16 protein-coding genes are annotated in these 16,512 nt (G+C 64.1%); 8 read left to right on the top strand and 8 right to left on the bottom strand.

Annotation, left to right across the window (positions count from 1 at the left end; translation table 11 throughout):
- Positions 1 to 58 precede the first annotated feature (58 nt).
- From G015_RS0103690 to G015_RS0103670, 5 genes are all read left to right on the top strand, one after another.
- Entirely contained in the window at positions 59 to 574 is a 516-nt protein-coding gene (locus tag G015_RS0103690) for a hypothetical protein (protein WP_012982423.1), read from the top strand.
- A 42-nt stretch (positions 575 to 616) separates the two neighbouring features.
- Positions 617 to 1,507 (top strand): DMT family transporter, encoded by an 891-nt coding sequence (locus G015_RS0103685; RefSeq protein WP_012982424.1) that lies wholly within the window; start codon positions 617 to 619, stop codon positions 1,505 to 1,507.
- A gap of 94 nt (positions 1,508 to 1,601) precedes the next feature.
- A complete protein-coding gene (locus tag G015_RS0103680; RefSeq protein ID WP_018174522.1) occupies positions 1,602 to 1,991 on the top strand; it encodes a DUF4870 domain-containing protein in 390 nt (129 codons plus the stop codon).
- 341 nt (positions 1,992 to 2,332) lie between these two features.
- Positions 2,333 to 3,763 carry a sigma-54 dependent transcriptional regulator gene (locus G015_RS0103675; RefSeq protein ID WP_020146171.1) on the top strand — a complete coding sequence of 477 codons (1,431 nt, stop codon included), beginning with the start codon at positions 2,333 to 2,335 and terminating at the stop codon, positions 3,761 to 3,763.
- 97 nt (positions 3,764 to 3,860) lie between these two features.
- Entirely contained in the window at positions 3,861 to 4,877 is a 1,017-nt protein-coding gene (locus tag G015_RS0103670; RefSeq protein ID WP_018174524.1) for a transporter, read from the top strand.
- Positions 4,878 to 4,902: 25 nt separating this feature from the next.
- Here G015_RS0103670 and G015_RS0103665 read toward each other — a convergent pair whose 3' ends face one another.
- From G015_RS0103665 to G015_RS0103640, 6 genes are all read right to left on the bottom strand, one after another.
- Positions 4,903 to 5,409, bottom strand: a complete 507-nt coding sequence (locus G015_RS0103665; RefSeq protein ID WP_020146169.1) for a hypothetical protein — start codon at positions 5,407 to 5,409, stop codon at positions 4,903 to 4,905.
- A complete protein-coding gene (locus tag G015_RS0103660; protein WP_012982429.1) occupies positions 5,406 to 6,113 on the bottom strand; it encodes a C39 family peptidase in 708 nt (235 codons plus the stop codon). The genes G015_RS0103665 and G015_RS0103660 overlap by 4 nt, the downstream gene beginning before the upstream one ends.
- Positions 6,114 to 6,123: 10 nt before the next feature.
- Positions 6,124 to 6,456, bottom strand: a complete 333-nt coding sequence (locus tag G015_RS0103655) for a hypothetical protein (protein ID WP_018993558.1) — start codon at positions 6,454 to 6,456, stop codon at positions 6,124 to 6,126.
- 137 nt (positions 6,457 to 6,593) lie between these two features.
- Entirely contained in the window at positions 6,594 to 7,499 is a 906-nt protein-coding gene (locus G015_RS0103650) for a hypothetical protein (RefSeq protein WP_012982431.1), read from the bottom strand.
- Between the two features lie 440 nt (positions 7,500 to 7,939).
- Positions 7,940 to 8,263 (bottom strand): ferredoxin FdxA, encoded by a 324-nt coding sequence (gene fdxA, locus G015_RS0103645; protein ID WP_012982432.1) that lies wholly within the window; start codon positions 8,261 to 8,263, stop codon positions 7,940 to 7,942.
- 153 nt (positions 8,264 to 8,416) lie between these two features.
- Positions 8,417 to 9,064: an ERCC4 domain-containing protein gene (locus G015_RS0103640; RefSeq protein ID WP_012982433.1), complete on the bottom strand. Its 648-nt coding sequence runs from the start codon at positions 9,062 to 9,064 to the stop codon at positions 8,417 to 8,419.
- A 185-nt stretch (positions 9,065 to 9,249) separates the two neighbouring features.
- Between G015_RS0103640 and G015_RS0103635 the strand changes: the two genes are divergently transcribed.
- A complete protein-coding gene (locus G015_RS0103635) occupies positions 9,250 to 9,621 on the top strand; it encodes a hypothetical protein (protein ID WP_018137695.1) in 372 nt (123 codons plus the stop codon).
- Positions 9,622 to 9,714: 93 nt separating this feature from the next.
- On the opposite strand, the gene G015_RS0103630 is transcribed toward G015_RS0103635, so the two are convergent.
- Both G015_RS0103630 and G015_RS0103625 read right to left on the bottom strand, forming a co-directional pair.
- On the bottom strand, positions 9,715 to 10,137 hold the full coding sequence (locus tag G015_RS0103630; RefSeq protein WP_255325701.1) for an EAL domain-containing protein: 423 nt from the start codon (positions 10,135 to 10,137) through the stop codon (positions 9,715 to 9,717).
- Positions 10,068 to 12,596 (bottom strand): EAL domain-containing protein, encoded by a 2,529-nt coding sequence (locus G015_RS0103625; protein WP_020146168.1) that lies wholly within the window; start codon positions 12,594 to 12,596, stop codon positions 10,068 to 10,070. The genes G015_RS0103630 and G015_RS0103625 overlap by 70 nt, the downstream gene beginning before the upstream one ends.
- 489 nt (positions 12,597 to 13,085) lie before the next feature.
- Here G015_RS0103625 and G015_RS0103615 point away from each other — a divergent pair, with 489 nt between their 5' ends.
- The gene (locus tag G015_RS0103615) at positions 13,086 to 14,399 is read left to right on the top strand and encodes a DEAD/DEAH box helicase (RefSeq protein ID WP_038049117.1); all 1,314 of its coding nucleotides are present in this window, start codon (positions 13,086 to 13,088) and stop codon (positions 14,397 to 14,399) included.
- Between the two features lie 181 nt (positions 14,400 to 14,580).
- The gene (locus G015_RS0103610; protein WP_020146167.1) at positions 14,581 to 15,816 is read left to right on the top strand and encodes a methyl-accepting chemotaxis protein; all 1,236 of its coding nucleotides are present in this window, start codon (positions 14,581 to 14,583) and stop codon (positions 15,814 to 15,816) included.
- The last annotated feature ends 696 nt before the right edge of the window (positions 15,817 to 16,512 follow it).

Here is a 16,512-nt window from a genome sequence, read left to right as displayed (position 1 = left end):
GCCGCGAACGACCGACCGTTCACGGCGCGCATTGTTTCACAGCCCTGGAGGAACCCCCATGAACCGACTGTCCGCACTCCTGCTCGCCGCGCTATTGGCGACTTCCACCCTGTTCCTCGCGGCCTGCGACGGCGGTGCCAACGCCTCGGCCGACGAAGTGGCCGAAGGCGAGGCCTTCCCCGAGCGCACGCTGAATGACCAGCACGGCAACCCGCTGCAGATACCGGGTGATGCGCGCGTGATCCTCAAGACGGTGGAGATGGCCCCGGCCGATATCGCCAACGCCGTGCTCGGCGAGATGACCGAGGAAGAGCGCAACGAGATCGGTGTGATCTACATCGCGGATATCCACCAGATGCCGCCGCACGTGATGGAGAACGTCGTGCTGCCGCGCATGCAGGCACGTGAATACCCGACGGTGGTGACCCAGTCCGAACAGGACGCGGGCTTCATGCCGCACACACCGGAAGAGGTCACCGTGATCCTGCTGGACGGTGACGGCACCGTTACCGGTATTCATAGCGCCGCGAACGAGAACCGGCTGAAGGAGTTGCTCGAACAGGCGGGTGAATAAGCCCCTGAAGCGGCGAGCGCCGGTTTCGCGGCGGCGTCGCTGATGGCCTTTTTCCTCGGACTCCTGACGGCGCTCGGGTTTGGCGCTGGGGATTTCTTTGGTGGCCTGGCCTCGCGCCGAATCCCCGCGCTCGTGGTGGCCTGCTATTCGCAGTTCCTGGCCACCGGCGCGCTGCTGCTGATCGCCGTTCCGCTTGCGGGGCTGCCGGGCCCGCAGGCGTTGATCTGGGGGGGTGCCTCCGGGCTGGCGCTGGCGCTGGGCCTTCTCGCCTATTATCGCGGGCTGGCCGAGGGCTCGATGGGCCTGGTGGCGGCGATTACTGGTGTGATCTCCGCTCTGGTGCCGCTGGGGGTGGGCCTGGCCCTCGGTGAGCGGCCGGGCGTGCTGGCGCTGGTCGGCATTGCCGCCATCGTGGTGGCCATCGGCATGATCTCGGGCGGGGCGCGCAAGGCCAGCCCGCGGCGTCTGGATCAACCCGTTCGTGGCCTGATTGCGCTGGCGCGGGGTGAGCATCCGGTCAAGGGGCTGCTGGACGCCGTGATCGCCGGGGTCTGCTTCGGCCTGGTCTTCGTGTTTCTCGATCAGGCCCAGGCCGGATCACCGTTGTGGCCCGTGGTGGCCACCTCGGCGGTCGGGGCCCTGACGCTTGCCCTTGTCATGCTGGTCTTGCGGCCCGAACGCGGGATGAGCCGCTCCACCTTCGTGCTGCTGGCGCTGGCGGGGCTGTTCCAGGCGGCAGCGACCCTGGCCTTTGTCGTGGCCGTACGCATGGGACTGCTGTCGATCATTGCGGTGGCCGGGGCGCTGTCGCCCGCGCCGACCGCGCTGATGGCCCGCCTGTTTCAGGCCGAGCGTATGTCGCGTGTGCAACTGGCAGGCTTCGTGTTCGCCCTGCTCGGGATCGTGCTGATCGTCTGGGCGGGTCCAGCGTAGGGGGGCTTGCGCCTGTCACTGGGTCAGTAGCAGAAGTGCTAGTCTCGGCGAACAGGCTCGCAATGAGCATGACCATGCCGACAGGAGGTGCAAGGTGAGCGAAGGAACACGACCGGAAGTCGAACCGAGCGATGTGAGCCGCCCCGTGCCGGGTCCGCGCAAGGAGCGCACGATGGTGACTGTGGTGTACGTACTGTATCTGGTCAGCTTTCTGACCGCGCTCACCGCGATCGCCGGTTTGATTATTGCTTACATCAAGCGCAACGATGGGGACGCGGTCAGCGACACGCATTTTACCTACCAGATTCGTACATTCTGGATTGGCTTGCTCGGCGTGATCGTAGGGGCTGTTTTGACCCCGATCGGTATTGGATTCCTGGTCTTGCTGTTCATGATCGTCTGGCTTTTGGTGCGTTGCATCAAGGGTCTGCTGGCGAATAACGAAGACCGGTCGATCGAGCAGCCGGAGACCTGGCTGTGGTGACATTGGTTAGTGATACTCAGGAATTGTCTCGTGTTTGAGACGTAGTGTCCCCGTATCATACGGTCGGGGATTTTAAATGCATCACAAAAAGGGCCGCTCTCGAGCGGCCCTTTTTATTTTCGGGCGAATCTGGCTTCGGGAATATTAATGCCCTTCATTAAAATAAATTGTAAGTCTTTTTGGTGGTTAATTTCGCGCTCCTTGTTTAATGTTTCGATCGTTCTTTTCCCCTATATTCCGGCAGAGACAACGCTGAATTTCCAGCGATGGGTCGGTTGCGTCGAACCGGCAAGTAAAGCTGGATCTGAACAATAGGGACGGGCATGGCCGGATCGCGAAGGTTGAATGGTTCCTTTTTGCGGTCGGTGGATGGCGGGACTTTCCTGCCCCGGGGGGATTCCGACGAATCGCGTTATGCACTGCAGCGCGCCTGTGCGACTGCGATGGTGCGCGAGGTGGCATGGGTAGACGGTGGCGGCGGCGCGGGGGAATCGATGCCGAGCTTCTCCGATGCCTGGACGCTGTGGCGCGTCCCGGGGCCGGGTGGGGTAACGGAGGGGACACTCAGCAAGGTGCGTGTTGGGCTTGTCGACCTGGGCAGCCCCATCCCGAACTGGGTGACCGAGTTTGTACACACTCATCAGCATGTGAAGTGGATCGCGCTCGTTCACCCGGATCTATTACTGCGCGACGACGTTCGCGAGCTGATCCGCGAGTCCTGTTACGACTTTCATACCCTGCCATTCGACCAGGCGCGCCTTGAAATCACGCTGGGACGGGCATGCGGCATGGCGGCGCTGGAAGCGCGGCCCACTCGTCCCAATCAGGATGCCGAGTCGGACCATATTCCCATCGTTGGGCATAGCCCGGCGATGCAGGGACTGGCCCGCCAGATCGAGCGCGTCGCGGGCTCCGAGGCACCGGTGCTCTTTCAGGGCGAGAGCGGCACCGGCAAGGAACTGGCTGCGCTGGCGGTGCACCGACATTCACGAAGGGCGAACGGGCCTTTTGTGGCAGTGAACTGCGGGGCATTGCCGGCGCAGCTGATCCAGTCGGAACTGTTTGGCCACGAGGCAGGCGCCTTTACCGGGGCGGGTCGACGCAAGATCGGGCAGTTCGAGCTGGCGCATGGCGGCACGCTGCTGCTGGACGAGATTGGCGATCTCAGCCTGGAGCTACAGGTCAATCTGCTGCGTTTCCTGCAAGAGGGAACGCTGGTGCGGGTCGGCGGGTTGCAGCCTATCAAGGTGGATGTGCGCGTGCTCGCGGCGACCCATGTCGCGCTGGACGAGGCCGTCGAGAGCGGTCGTTTCCGCGAGGACCTCTACTACCGCCTGAATGTCATCCAGCTGGATGTGCCCCCGTTGCGAGAGCGGGGCACGGATCTGAAAGAACTCGCGCGCTTCTATTTCGAACAGTTCCGCAGCCAGAACCCTCGGCTGCGCGGCTTTACCCAGGCCGCGTGGCAGGCGATGTATGCACATGCCTGGCCCGGAAACGTACGCGAGCTGGTGAACCGGGTGCGGCGGGCGGTGACGATGGCGGAGGGACGCCTGATTCGGCCGGAGGATCTGGGACTGGCCGCTTCGGGCAATGCCGAGAAGCCGCAAACGCTGGCCCAGGCGCGCTCGACCGCCGAACGGGAATTGCTGATCAAGGTGCTGGGCCAGTGCGACAACAATGTCTCGCGGGCCGCGCGCCAGTTGGGGGTGGGCCGGATGACGCTCTACCGCCTGCTCGACAAGTACGGGCTGCGTTCCAATGCGCCCTGAATCTTGTGACGGGGAAGAGAGTGGCCCTTGCGTAACAGTTCGGCCCCTGGGGCCATGGAGAACGACGGTGGACAAGCGATGGGTCAGGAGAAGTGGGTTGGGGATCGTACCGTTTTGTATCGGGTTGGCCGGGCCGGCCGTGGGCCAGGAGGCTCGCGAGGCGGTCGGGGACGCCCCGGTGGATTCGGGCCCCGAGGTGACGGTCTTCGAGGAACGTGGTGTGCTCACACCGAAGGGGCAGTGGGTAGTGGAGCCGTCGTTGTCGTACGTGCACAGCAGTTCGCTGGATGTGTCGATCGAGGGGTTCACCATCATCCCGGCCCTGGCGATCGGGCTGATTGATGTCAGCGAGACGGAGCGCGACACGCTGACCGCGGCGGTGAGCTTTCGCTATGGCCTGACCGAGCGGCTGGAGGTCGGGATGAAGATCCCGTATGTCTACCGCGAGCAGCAGGTGCGCCGGCGCGACATCCTCGAGGCGACCGCGCTGGAGCGTGTGACGGGCTCCACCGGGCAGGGATTGGGCGATATCGAGTTCGGCGTGTCTTACCAGTTCAACATGGCGGATCGAGGTCGGCCGTTCTTTATCGGCAACCTCAAGGCGAAGAGCACGACTGGTAAGGGGCCCTTCGATGTCGCCCGCCGCGAGATCCTGGATGACGAGGGCAATCGCCTGGGCGAGATCTTCCTCGAGCAGCCCACCGGTTCCGGGTTCTGGAGTATCCAGCCCAGCGTGACGATGATCTATCCGACCGACCCGGCCGTGATCTTTGCGAACGTCAGCTATCTCTGGAACATCGAGCGCGATGTGGGCGATGGCTATGGCAAGGTCAATCCCGGCGACGCGGTCGGCATGAGCCTGGGGATGGCCATCAGCCTGAACGACCGCACCTCGATGAGCTTTGGCTACGACCACAGCACGGTATTCCGCACGCGGGTGGAGAACGAAAGCGGGCTGGAGCCCGTGTTCGGGCGGCGCCAGGTGGGGACCGTACTGTGGGGTATCTCGCACCGGCTGACGGACCGCACCAGTGTGAATTTCTCGCTCGGTGTCGGGGCGACCGAGGCCGCACCGGATGTGCAGGCCACCCTGCGGGTGCCGATCCGTTTTTGAGGGGCGCGTTGCCGTGGCGGAGGGTTCAGAAGCCTCCGCCACGCTCGAGCATGTGCTGTTCCAGTGCCCGGCCCAGGTCCCCGCGCGGCATCTGCAGATTGCCAAGCTCCAGTTGCAGGATGGTCTGGTGGCGGATGTCCTGTCCGTCGAGCTCGTTCTGGATCGCAGTGACCCAGCCCATGCCCGAGGTCCAGCTTTCCGCCGGCATCGCGCCCCCGGTCTGGATGACGACCGAACGCAGGTCGGTGCCGGGCCAGTGGGAGCCGCTGGCGATATCGCTAAGGGGGCGTAGTGTCGAGTGATTGATCACCTCGCCATTGAGTGACGTGATCTGCTCCAGCCCGATCGAGATCTCCAGACCATCGCGCCCGAAGAAGCCGCCGCGCTGGGCCTCCAGTACCGAATCCGGTACTACGCGCTCGTCGCCGAGGGGGGGCAGGACATCCAGGGCATGAGCCGTTGTAGCCCATGTCGCGCTGGCCAGGATGACGCCCAGGATGCAGCAGGGCAGGCGTTTCATCATGGCGCTCACCAGTCGCTCGCGCGGGGCAGATGCAGGGTGAAGCTCGCCAGGTCGCTGCGCACGACACCCGACTCGATCGGCGCGCGGGTCACGGCGGCCCAGGTTTCGGAGGCATTGAAGCGATGCCGGGCGAGGTCCACGTCCTCGCGAATGATGAACAGGATGTCGTTGACCCAGATCTGCTGGAACTCGTTACGGGTGTAGCTGTTGACCCCGAGAGCCGGATCTCCCACCAGTACCCGTCCGCCTTCGAGCCCCTTGATTACCACGAAGTGGCGATAGCCCCGAGTCTCGATCATCGCGATCGCCGGCACCCCGAGATTGTCGAGGTCATCCAGCCCGATGCGAAAGCCGTCGGCGGGCATGCCCTGTTCGGCCTCCAGGTAGTGCTTCATGTCGAGCATGGAGAAGCCCTGTTCGCGGATCAGGTCTTGGTCGCCGCGTCGGAACATGCTGTCGAAGGTCTCGACCTCTGTGGTGGGGCGGTCGTAGTGGTACGTGAGCAGCGTAGCCAGGGCGGCGGAGCCGCAGCTGAAGTCGTATCGCTGCGGGACGATGGAGCGAAAGCGCAGGTCTTTCAGGCTCTCCACCGGCACGTTCATGCTGCCGATCATGCCGGGGAACTGGGCCCCGCCGGCCCATGCGGACAGGGCAGGCGAAAGCATCAGCGCGGTGGTGATGACTACGCAGAGGAACCAACGGCGGATGGGCATTGGTGATTCCTCAGGGGTTGATCGTGATGTTCACGATCATCGATTCCTGTATGGCGACGTTGTTGCCGCTGTTCTGAATGACCGTGGAGATCCCGCGGGCATTGTCGAAGGCCCCGGCCGCCACGAAGTTCTTGCCGGTGGTGGAGTTCACGGCGTGGTTGTTCGCGAGGTCAATGCGCGAGTGGATCTGACCGAGCTGAATATTGGTCACGCCCTGGCGTGCCCGTTGCGCGTCCAGTGTGGCCAGATCGACCACCTCATAGGCGTCGGGAGCCGAGCCGAACAGCAGTTCATCGCCGGCCGGCGGGACTTCGGCATGGGCGATGGCTGTCACCAGCAGCATGCCGGCGGACAGAAAGGCAGCAGAACCGATGCCGCCCCGGTGAGCTGACGGATTACTCATGACCGGACCCTCTTGCATGGCAGGGAGAATGCGGCGGGGATGATCCCGCCGCATGCCGTTCCGACACGCCGTGTCGGTTAGTTGCCCAGGTTCAGATGCGCCTGCACCGAGACCTGTTGCTGGGTCAGGCTGTTCGCGCCGCTGTTCTGCGACACCTGGGTAATCCCCGCCGGGGCCACGAAGGAATCCGAGCCGATGTAGTTGTGGCTCTCCTGGTTGGCACGACCGGCGATGTCGACGTAGTTCCCGGTCACAGTACCCGACAGTTCGTTCTGGCTGACCACGGCGTTCACCTGCAGCGACGTGTTGAAGCTGTCCGTTGCGGTGTAGTTGCCGGAATCCATGATGGCCGAGCTGTTGTCGGAGTTGTCGCTCTGATCACGGGTCACCGAGGCAGTGGAACCGTTGTTGGCGGCTGCACTGTTGTCGTCCGCGTGGGCCATGCTGTTGTCGGAGTTGTCGTTGCCCGAGTCGGAGATGTTCAGGCTGTTGTCGGAGCTGTCATTCCCGGAGTCGGAGACATTCGTGCTGTTATCGGAGCTGTCATTGCCCGAATCCGAGACATTCAGGCTGTTGTCCGAATTGTCGTTCCCCGAATCCGAGACTGTGGTGTTGCCGGAGTCGGAGATCGCGGTGCTGTTGTCGGAGCTGTCGTTGCCCGAGTCGGAGATGCTCGTGCTGTTGTCCGAGTTGTCATTGCCCGAATCCGAAATGCTCGTGCTGTTGTCGGAGCTGTCATTGCCCGAGTCCGAGATCGCGGTGCTGTTGTCCGAGCTGTTCGACAGGTCGGAGTCATTGATTGCGAACGCCTGGGAATACTCGTTCGCCGAGGCGCCGCCGCCATCGGCCGAGGAGGTGGCGGTGGCGGTCTGATCACCGACTTCGCCATCGGCGGTATTGGTCGGGTTGGCCAGGGCCAGGCCCGAGCTCAGGCCGAAGGCCAGGGCGATAGCGGAAGCAATCAGGGTCTTTTTGAAGTTCATGGCTTTGTCTCCATTGGCTAGCCAGCAATAGACGGTTGTCGTAGCCCCGGTGCACGTGGCCCGTGCTACGCAACAACCCAACTAGCAGGACTTGGGCCAGCGGACGGTTTGTCCGGGAGAACAATGACTTATAGAGTCAAGGGGTATCGCGATCGGACCCAATCTGTGCCATCCGCGATACAGTGCGTGCGCTCGGGCGCGGCCATTCGAGGTTGAACCTATTGAAATCACGAGGGAATCGGGTTTCGCGTGAGTGACTCAACGAGGAGACACCGGGTACCCCAGCTACGGTTGCCGCGGGCTGACTTGCAGGGACGAGGAGGGTGGGTGGCGGTCGGGAAGAAGGCCGTTGCAGCGCATCGGGAGATGCAGAGGGGGGCGCCTGGCCAGGCGGATGCAGCGAGATTGTGGGGCTGCCTGGCAGCCCCATTGATGCGGACTTAGCGTTCCAGATGCTTCAGCTTGCCCTCGACGCCGTCCCACTCCTCGGCGTCTTCCGGCGGATCCTTGCGCGCGGTGATCACCGGCCAGGTGCGCGAGAGCTCGGCGTTCAGCTCGATAAACTGGAGCTGGTCTTCCGGGACATCATCCTCCGGCACAATCGCCTCGGCCGGGCACTCCGGCTCGCAGAGCGTGCAGTCGATGCACTCGTCAGGGTCGATCGCGAGGAAGTTGGGGCCTTCGTGGAAGCAGTCGACCGGGCAGACCTCGACGCAATCGGTGTACTTGCACTTGATGCAGTTCTCGAGAACGATGAACGCCATTGGTTTCTCCCTGAAATCAGTTAATTGCGGTCCCGCCTTCCGGTGGTCTGGCGAGCGCCGCCGCGCGTGCCCCCGGGGCCTGCGCATGGGCTGCAGCGCGCATTGTAACGTCAGGCGAGGGGCGAGACACGTGAATCCCCGCACCCTGCGGGATTACCCTTTGCGGCTGCCATGGGTCACGACGGACTCGATGCGCTGGGCGCGTTCCAGGTCCATGCCATCGACCTCGGCTAGTTGCTCGGCATCCGTGTTCAGCACGTCGCGCACGCTGCCGAACTGGCGCAGCAGGTCGCGGGCCAGATCGGGTTCCACACCGGGCAGGCCGCTGATAATGAACTCCGCCGCTGCACGGCGCTTTTCGGGCTTGGCGGGGCGTGCGATTGGGTCGGGGTCCACCTGGGCGTTCATGCCTAGCAGGTAGATCAGCATGCCGCTGGTGTCTTCGTCATTGGAGGGCAGCACACTGATCCCGAGCGCGATCGTCAGATGCGTCAGGGCGCGGTGGATGTCCAGCGCCTGCTGGTGGAAGCGTGGTTCGTAGAGGTCCCCCTCGACTACGTAGATCACCTTGTCGTGCGTCGCCTTAAGCTTGGCGGCGTTCTCCCACAGGGTCTGGTCCACGACGCTCAGCACCATGTCGGTGGCGGACTTGCGCTCCACGACGACCCCACCGGGGAGTTCGTAGTCGCCGACATCGAGATCGACGAACTCCAATTCCACGCCCTCCAGGCGCTCGAGGCGCTGGATGATCTTGCCCTGCTCGCGGCGATCCACGCGGATCGGGAGATGCAACTGACTCATGCGGTGTACTCCATTGCAGTGAATGCGCCGAGTGTAGGGGGCTCGGGGCCGGCGCCCAAAAGGCCCGATCTTCCCCATGTCTCCGCAAACATCGTTCAGGCGTGCGAAAGCGAGCATGTCCCCTATACTCGGATGGGCATGCTGAACGATGCATGCCGGATATAACGAAAACCAAGGAGGGAGTGATGGCGATTCAGATCGCGATTGTTGGGCTGGGCCGTGTGGGGGGCCGTTTTCTGGAACTGCTGCTGGACAGCGATACGCCGGGAATGGAGATTTGCGCGGTATCGGAGCAGGGCGAAACCGAGGGCTGCAAACTGGCGCAGGCGCGCGGGATTCCGCTGGAATCGGTCGAGGACATCCTGGCCCGTGGCGATCAGGTGGATGTGATCTACGACCTCACGGGGCAGGCCGAGGTTCGCCAGCGCCTGCGCGAGGGGATGCAGCACGGGGGCAATCGCCACACCGTGGTGGCGCCCGAGGTCATGGCGCATCTGACCTGGTCGCTGCTAACGCACGAGGCCCCGCCGGATGTCCACGCGAACATGGGCTACTGACCGGGGGTTAACCAGGCGGTCGGGATTCGTTCCCGGCCGCACCGGTCTTTCCCGGTATTCAGCCGGCGACCGACCCGGAACGTCGCTTTTCCGCTACCGGAACAGGGCATGGTTCCAGGGGCTTCGGCACATGGATTCCATCAGGCTCTCGTGCGAGACGCGCTCCGCGACCGTCTTGACCCCGATCACGCGGCCAATGTGGTGGATGCTCTCGACCATCGCGCGGCTGACCCGATCCTCCGCCATGTCGCGCACAAAGCTGCCATCGATCTTCAGTGTCTTTTGAGGTAGCCGGTGGGACACGCTTGCGAGGGGCTGGTTGTAGGCGGACGCCTGGTTCCATCCCGTCAGGTGCTCGGCGACCGGGTTGAGGTAGTTGAGCCGCCCCTCGAGGTCCGTGGTGATCACGCCATCGCCAATGGCATGCGCAGCCAGCAGGGCGAGCCTCAGGCATCCAGTTGAGAGTGGACGGTGGCACGGAATTCTTCCACCGACAGCGCGGGCGAGTAGAACCATCCCTGGTACAGGTCGCAGCCTTCTCGGCGCAGGAAGGCGAGTTGCTCGGCGGTCTCCACGCCTTCGGCCACCAGCTTCAGGTGCAGGCTGTGGCCGAGGCCCATCACCGAGCGCAGGATCATCTCGGCGTCGCGGTCGTGGCCGATCCCCGCGATGAACGAGCGGTCAATCTTGATCTTGTCAATCGGCAGCGACTTCAGATAGGCGAGCGAGGAATACCCAGTACCGAAATCATCCAGCGATACGCGCACACCGAGCGCCTTGAGCCCGGAGAGGTGCTCGCGCGTCAGGGCGACATCGGCCATGGCCACGGTCTCGGTCACCTCGATCTCGAGGCGTTCGGGCGAAGCACCGGCCTCCTTCAGTGCCGCTTCGAGTCGGGAGACGAGATCCGGCTGGCGGAACTGAAGCGCCGAGACGTTGATGCAAATGGACGTGTCGACACCCTGTTGTGCCCAGTCGGCCAGTTGCTGGCAGGCGCGACGGATCACCCAGTCACCGAGTGGCAGGATCAACCCGTTGGCCTCGGCGCTGGGGATAAAGCGCGATGGTGGTACGGCACCCAGTTCCCGATCGTTCCAGCGAAGCAGGGCCTCGGCGGCGGTCACGGCCCCGGTGCGGGCATCGATCAACGGCTGGAAATGAAGTGCCAGCTGGTCATGTTCCAGCGCGTGTTTCAGGCGCTCCTGGAGCTGCTGTTCCGCCCGTACCTGGGCATCCAGGTGTTCGGAATAGAACGCGTAGGTATTGCGCCCGGAGCGCTTGGCCTCGTACATCGCCATGTCGGCATAGCGCACCAGCGTGTTCGCGTCCCGCGCATCCTGCGGGAACAGCGCGATCCCGAGACTGGCACTGGAGCTGAACTGGCGCGTGGGGCCGGTCTGAAACGGCCGGTCAAACTGCGCCAGAATCTCCTGGGCCAGCTCCCCGATCTGCAGCTCATCCGTAATCTCGGGGACCAGGATCATGAACTCGTCGCCGCCAAAACGCCCGATCGTGGCGTCGTTGCCCGCTGCGTCCTTCAGGCGTTGAGCGACTTCGCGCAGCAGTTCGTCACCCTCGTGGTGGCCGAAGGTGTCGTTGATCATCTTGAAGTGGTCGAGATCGAGCAGCATCACCGCGATGCGATGGTCGTGACGGCTGGCGTGGGCAATGCTCTGGGCAAGCCGGTCGTGCAGGAGCCAGCGGTTGGGAAGGCCGGTCAGGCTGTCGTGGGTCGCCTGGTGCTGAATGCGGGCCTCGCGGCGCTGGCGGTCGGAAATGTCCCGGATGAAGGCGGTGATACGCCGCCCGCCCTGGTCCTCGAAGGCATTCAGGCTGATGTCGACCGGAAACTCGGTGCCGTCGAGCCGGCGTCCCCGCAGGTCGGGGGCCTGGCCCATGGTCCGTTCCGAGATGTCGTCGCTCTGCTGCTCGCGGACCGATTGGTGGTGTTCGCGCAGGCGCTCGGGGATCAGGGTCTCCACGGGCTGGCCAATCAGATGCCGTCGCGTGTAACCAAACAGGCGTTCGAGGTTGCGATTGGCCATGAGAATGGTGCCGTCGCCGTCGGTCACCAGTACCCCGTCCGGCGCCGTGTCGATCAGTTGCTCGTAGCGCTGCTGGCGGAGCTCGACATCCCGGTGGGCGGCCCGGAGTTGTGCCATGGGCGCGCGTACGCTTTCGATGAAAACCGCCCAGTAAATCAGCGCATAGGCCGCCACCTTGTAGATGTGGCCGAGCACAAAGAAGCCGTCGGACAGGTTGTCGTAAAGGGTGAAAAATACCTCGCTGGCCATCAGGACCATCAGCGCGGCGGCCACCAGCGGCATACCGGGGCGCTGCATGAGCTGAGGGCGCAGCAGCAGGACCAGGAGGGTGGCGGCGTGCAGCACCACCACCACGCCCTCCAGCGCGATCTTGAGCGGCGTCAGTCCCTCGCCCGGGACGAACAGTGCCGGAATGCGCTGTTCGTGCCATAGCCCCACCCAGGCAAGCACTGCGACTAGCGCCAAAGCACCCACCAGCATGCCCCTGGGAACGGGTTCCTGGCTTCTTGGCATCAAGGGGAGTGCCACATACAGGAGGAGCGCCGTTGCGGCGACGAGCCGCGCGGCCAGCCAGAAGAAGATGGTCTGTTGCGAGGAATTGGGCGTGATGAAATCCGGCATCTGCGGATAGGTCATCAGGTGCAGGAAATCCAGCAGGCCTACGGCGAGAAACCCAGTGGCGAGGACCAGTGTGGCCATTACCCGACGGCGGTCGCGCACATGATAGGCGACTGCGAACACCCCGATCGCCACGACCACCGCGAACAGTTCGGTCGCGGTGTGGAATGCGGTCATATGCTCCAGCGGCACCAGCGGCGGGACCGGGATGCCGACCATCCAGAGCAGTACAGGCAGCATGAACAGTGCCAGCAGTACCAGCCACATCAGGGGCACATAGCGTGAAGCCGGGGAGCGGGGAAGGGCGTTCATCGGGGCCCCTGAGCGAAATCAGTCATGTGCACGCTCGGGATCGGAAATGGCGACCCATTGCTCGGGCGGCTGCCCCGGACGTACTCATCATCGTGCTCCTCTACAGTCGGCAACGGACGATCGAACTACCAGATGTATGCCGTAACCGTGAGGCACGCGCGTCTGACCCTGGGTGCCACACGGATCCGCATCGCTGGACCTGCGTCACCCGGCCATCCCTGGCGCGTTTATTCTTATAATCCGTGCATTATACGAGCGTTTGTGGAATCGGCCCAGAGTCTTTACCGCGTGAATCAGGCATTAAGCGAAAAAACCGCGGAGAATCACTTGCTTTCACCTTCCGACCCGGTATAGTGGCCTCACCGAACGCCCCGCCCGTCAGCGTCCGTTCACTGATCCGGAACCTTCTCGGTTCCCGTCCCCCCGATTTCGTCATACCCCGATGGGTGCCCCTCGATTGCGAGCGGCGGGTAGCCGTTGGAGTATTGCATGTCTTCTGTTTCTTCCTTTGCCGACCTTGGGTTGGCCGAATCCCTTTTGCGTGCGCTGGACCAGGCCGGCTACAAAACGCCGACCCCGATCCAGACCCAGGCGATCCCCGAAGTCCTGAAAGGCGGTGACCTGCTGGCCGCCGCCCAGACTGGGACGGGCAAGACCGCCGGTTTTACCCTGCCGATCCTGCAGCGACTGACCGATGGCCCGGCGCCCGAGCGCAAGCCGGGGCGTCCGCGGGCGCTGATCCTGACGCCGACCCGCGAGCTGGCCGCTCAGGTCCATGATTCCGTCCGTACCTACGGCCGCCACCTGTCGCTGAAGTCGATGACCATCTTTGGCGGCGTGAACATGAACCCACAGATCAAGGCGCTGCGGGGCCCGATGGATATCGTCGTGGCTACGCCGGGTCGCCTGCTGGACCATGCCAACCAGAAGACGATTGACCTCTCCGGTATCGAGATCCTGGTGCTGGACGAGGCCGATCGCATGCTGGACATGGGCTTCATCCGCGATATTCGCCGCCTGATTGGCCTGATGCCGAAAAAGCGCCAGAACCTGATGTTCTCGGCGACCTTCTCCGGCGAGATCCGCACGCTGGCGTCGAGCCTGCTGAACAAGCCGGCCGAGGTCGACGTGGCCCCGCGCAATACGGCTGCCGAGACCGTGCAGCAGACGGTACACCTGGTGGAAACCAGCCGGAAGCGTGAGCTGCTCAGTCATCTGATTCGTACCAACGACTGGGGGCAGGTGCTGGTATTTACCCGCACCAAGCACGGCGCCAACCGTCTCGCGCAGAAGTTGACGCAGGACGGCGTGCCCTCCGAGGCGATTCACGGCAACAAGAGCCAGGCGGCGCGTACCAAGGCGCTCAAGCAGTTCAAGACCGGGTCCGTGCCGGTGCTCGTTGCGACCGATATTGCGGCTCGAGGCCTGGATATCGACCAGCTGCCGCAGGTCGTCAACTTCGAGCTGCCGAACGTGCCGGAAGACTACGTGCACCGCATTGGTCGTACCGGTCGCGCTGGAGCTGCGGGTGCCGCGCTGTCGCTGGTCGATGGCGAAGAGTTGAAGCTCCTGAAGGGTATCGAGCGCCTGATCCAGCGCCCGATCGAGCGGATCGAGACCGAAGGGTTCGACGCGCCGAAGCCGGCGGCGAACGATGGCAACGGCCATCGCCGTGGCGCCAAGCCGGGCGGTGGTGCGCGTAATGGCAAGCCGCGCCAGGGTCGTGGCGGCAAGCCTGGCGGTAACCGCGGGGCTGGACAGGGTCGTGCGGCCCAGGGCAATCGGGCTGCGCGCAGCCGCTAGATTCCCGGCCGTCCTGACCGCATCCGCCCGCGTCCTCCATTGGGACGCGGGCTTTTTTGTGTCCGCGAACCCGCGTTCGACTTGATCCGGATCACCTGCTCTTGGTGACCCCTGCGCGAAGATGGGCCCGCTATCAAGAAGCGGCCACCCTGGCCGTTATAGTGGGGAAAGGAGGGACCCCATGAACCGGCTTCTGAAGATCGGCGGACTGCGCCTCAAGCTTGTGATCCTTGTGATTCTCGTCAGTACCATCCCCCTCTCGATCATGGGTGGGGTGACCTTCCACACGATGAAGGGTGACCTGGCGGCGAATGTCGACGCGGCGCTGGTCGATCAGTTGTGGTGGCTCCTTTGGGGGCTTTGGGTGGTGGCCTTTCTGGTCGCGCTGGCCATCGGCTGGTTTGCGGCCAACATGCTGGTGCGCCCGCTGGAGCGGCTGGCCTCGGGGCTGGAAGCGATCGCCTCCGGTCAGGCGGACCTTGGCCATCGGGTCGAGGTCACCACTGACGATGAGATTGGCCGCACCAGTAACGCATTCAACGCGGTCATGGACCGTCTCTCGGGCCTGATTGCACAGGTCGCGGACGCGGCCGACGGGATCGCCGCTTCGGCGCGCCAGCTGGAGGGCCGCAGCAACGAGTTGAGTCGCGAGACCGATGACCAGCGCTCGGATGTCGAGCAGGTGGTCACCGCGATGAACCAGATGTCCGCGACCGTGCAGGAGGTCGCCAACAACACCCAGAGCACGGCGGAGAGCGCCGGGCAGGCCACCCGCGCGGCCGAGGGTGGGCGTAATGTGGTCCAGGCGACCCAGGGGTCGATCAACGCCCTGGCCAGCGAGATTCGCAAGGCCAGCACGGTGATCGACGAGCTCAAGGGTGACTCCGACAATATCGGGTCCATCCTCGAGGTGATCGAGGAGATCGCCGAGAAGACCAACCTGCTGGCGCTTAATGCCGCGATCGAGGCCGCCCGGGCGGGCGAGGCGGGGCGCGGCTTTGCCGTGGTCGCCGACGAGGTGCGCCACCTGGCGCAGCGTACCAATGACTCGACCGGCGAGATCCGCGAGATCATTCAGCGCCTGCAGGGTGCGGCCGGCAAGGCCGTGCAGGCAATGGAGGTCAGTCAGCAGCAGGCCGAGTCCTCGGTCAGCAAGGCCGGCGAGGCCGAAGAGATGCTGGAGTACATCCACGACTCCGTGACCACCATCGACGACATGACGCGCCAGGTCGCCTCGGCGACGGAGCAGCAGAGCCAGGTCGCCGAGGAGATCAACCGCAACGTACACCACATCAACGACATCGCGGTACGCAGCGCCGACGGCGCCCGCGAGATGCAGGAGGCCGTCGAGGCCCTGGAAGGCCTGGCCGAACGCCTGCAGGCCGAGGTAGCCGGCTTCCGCCAGCAACCCGCCTGACACCCGGGGCCTGCCCTCTACTAGCGTCCTTGAGGCTGGCCCTGGTTCGGCATCCGGTGTTTACGGTGGCTTCGGCCGGCCGCCTGCCTGCGCTCACTCGCGAGCGCGCCGCGAGGTACTTTCTTGCTTGCCCAAGAAAGTACCCAAAGAAGGGCACCCGGATTCCGCCCGGGGACCTTGCTCCAGGGCCCTCGGGCCGGCGGCGCTGAAACTCGCTACGCCTTTGGCTTCGCTCAGACAGTCAGCGCCTCTCTTCCGTCCCGAGAACCCTTCCGCAAGGGGCTTCATACGGGGGGATGGAGGTCAAAACAGAAGGTATCCCCGCGCCTGTTTCCAACTCCAGCGCCGTAGGGTGCGGTTGAGCGAAGCGAAACGCACCGTTCCGACGTCGGGGCAACCCTGATGCGATTCGCTGCGCTCATCACATCCTACGATGGGGTCTGGCGCCCGCCAGCGGGCGCGGCACGCAGGGCCGAAGGCCGAGCGTGCCCAGGATGTCGGAATACCTAGCCTCCATCCGTGAGCACAATCGTCGGGACAGCTGTTGTCTTGACCTTCCCCCCGTTGTCGTCGCGCCGAGTGGAGAGGGTTTTCGCGGGACGATTCAAAATAGAAACGGGGGCGCTGACTGTTTGAGCGAAGCCGAAGGCGCAGCGAGTTTCAGCGCCGCCCGCGAAAACCCTCGGAGCGAGGGAA

Source organism: Thioalkalivibrio sp. ALJ15, assembly GCF_000383695.1.
Taxonomy (GTDB): domain Bacteria; phylum Pseudomonadota; class Gammaproteobacteria; order Ectothiorhodospirales; family Ectothiorhodospiraceae; genus Thioalkalivibrio.
Note: the sequence above shows the minus strand (reverse complement) of the source record. Positions and strands in the feature narration are given on the sequence as shown.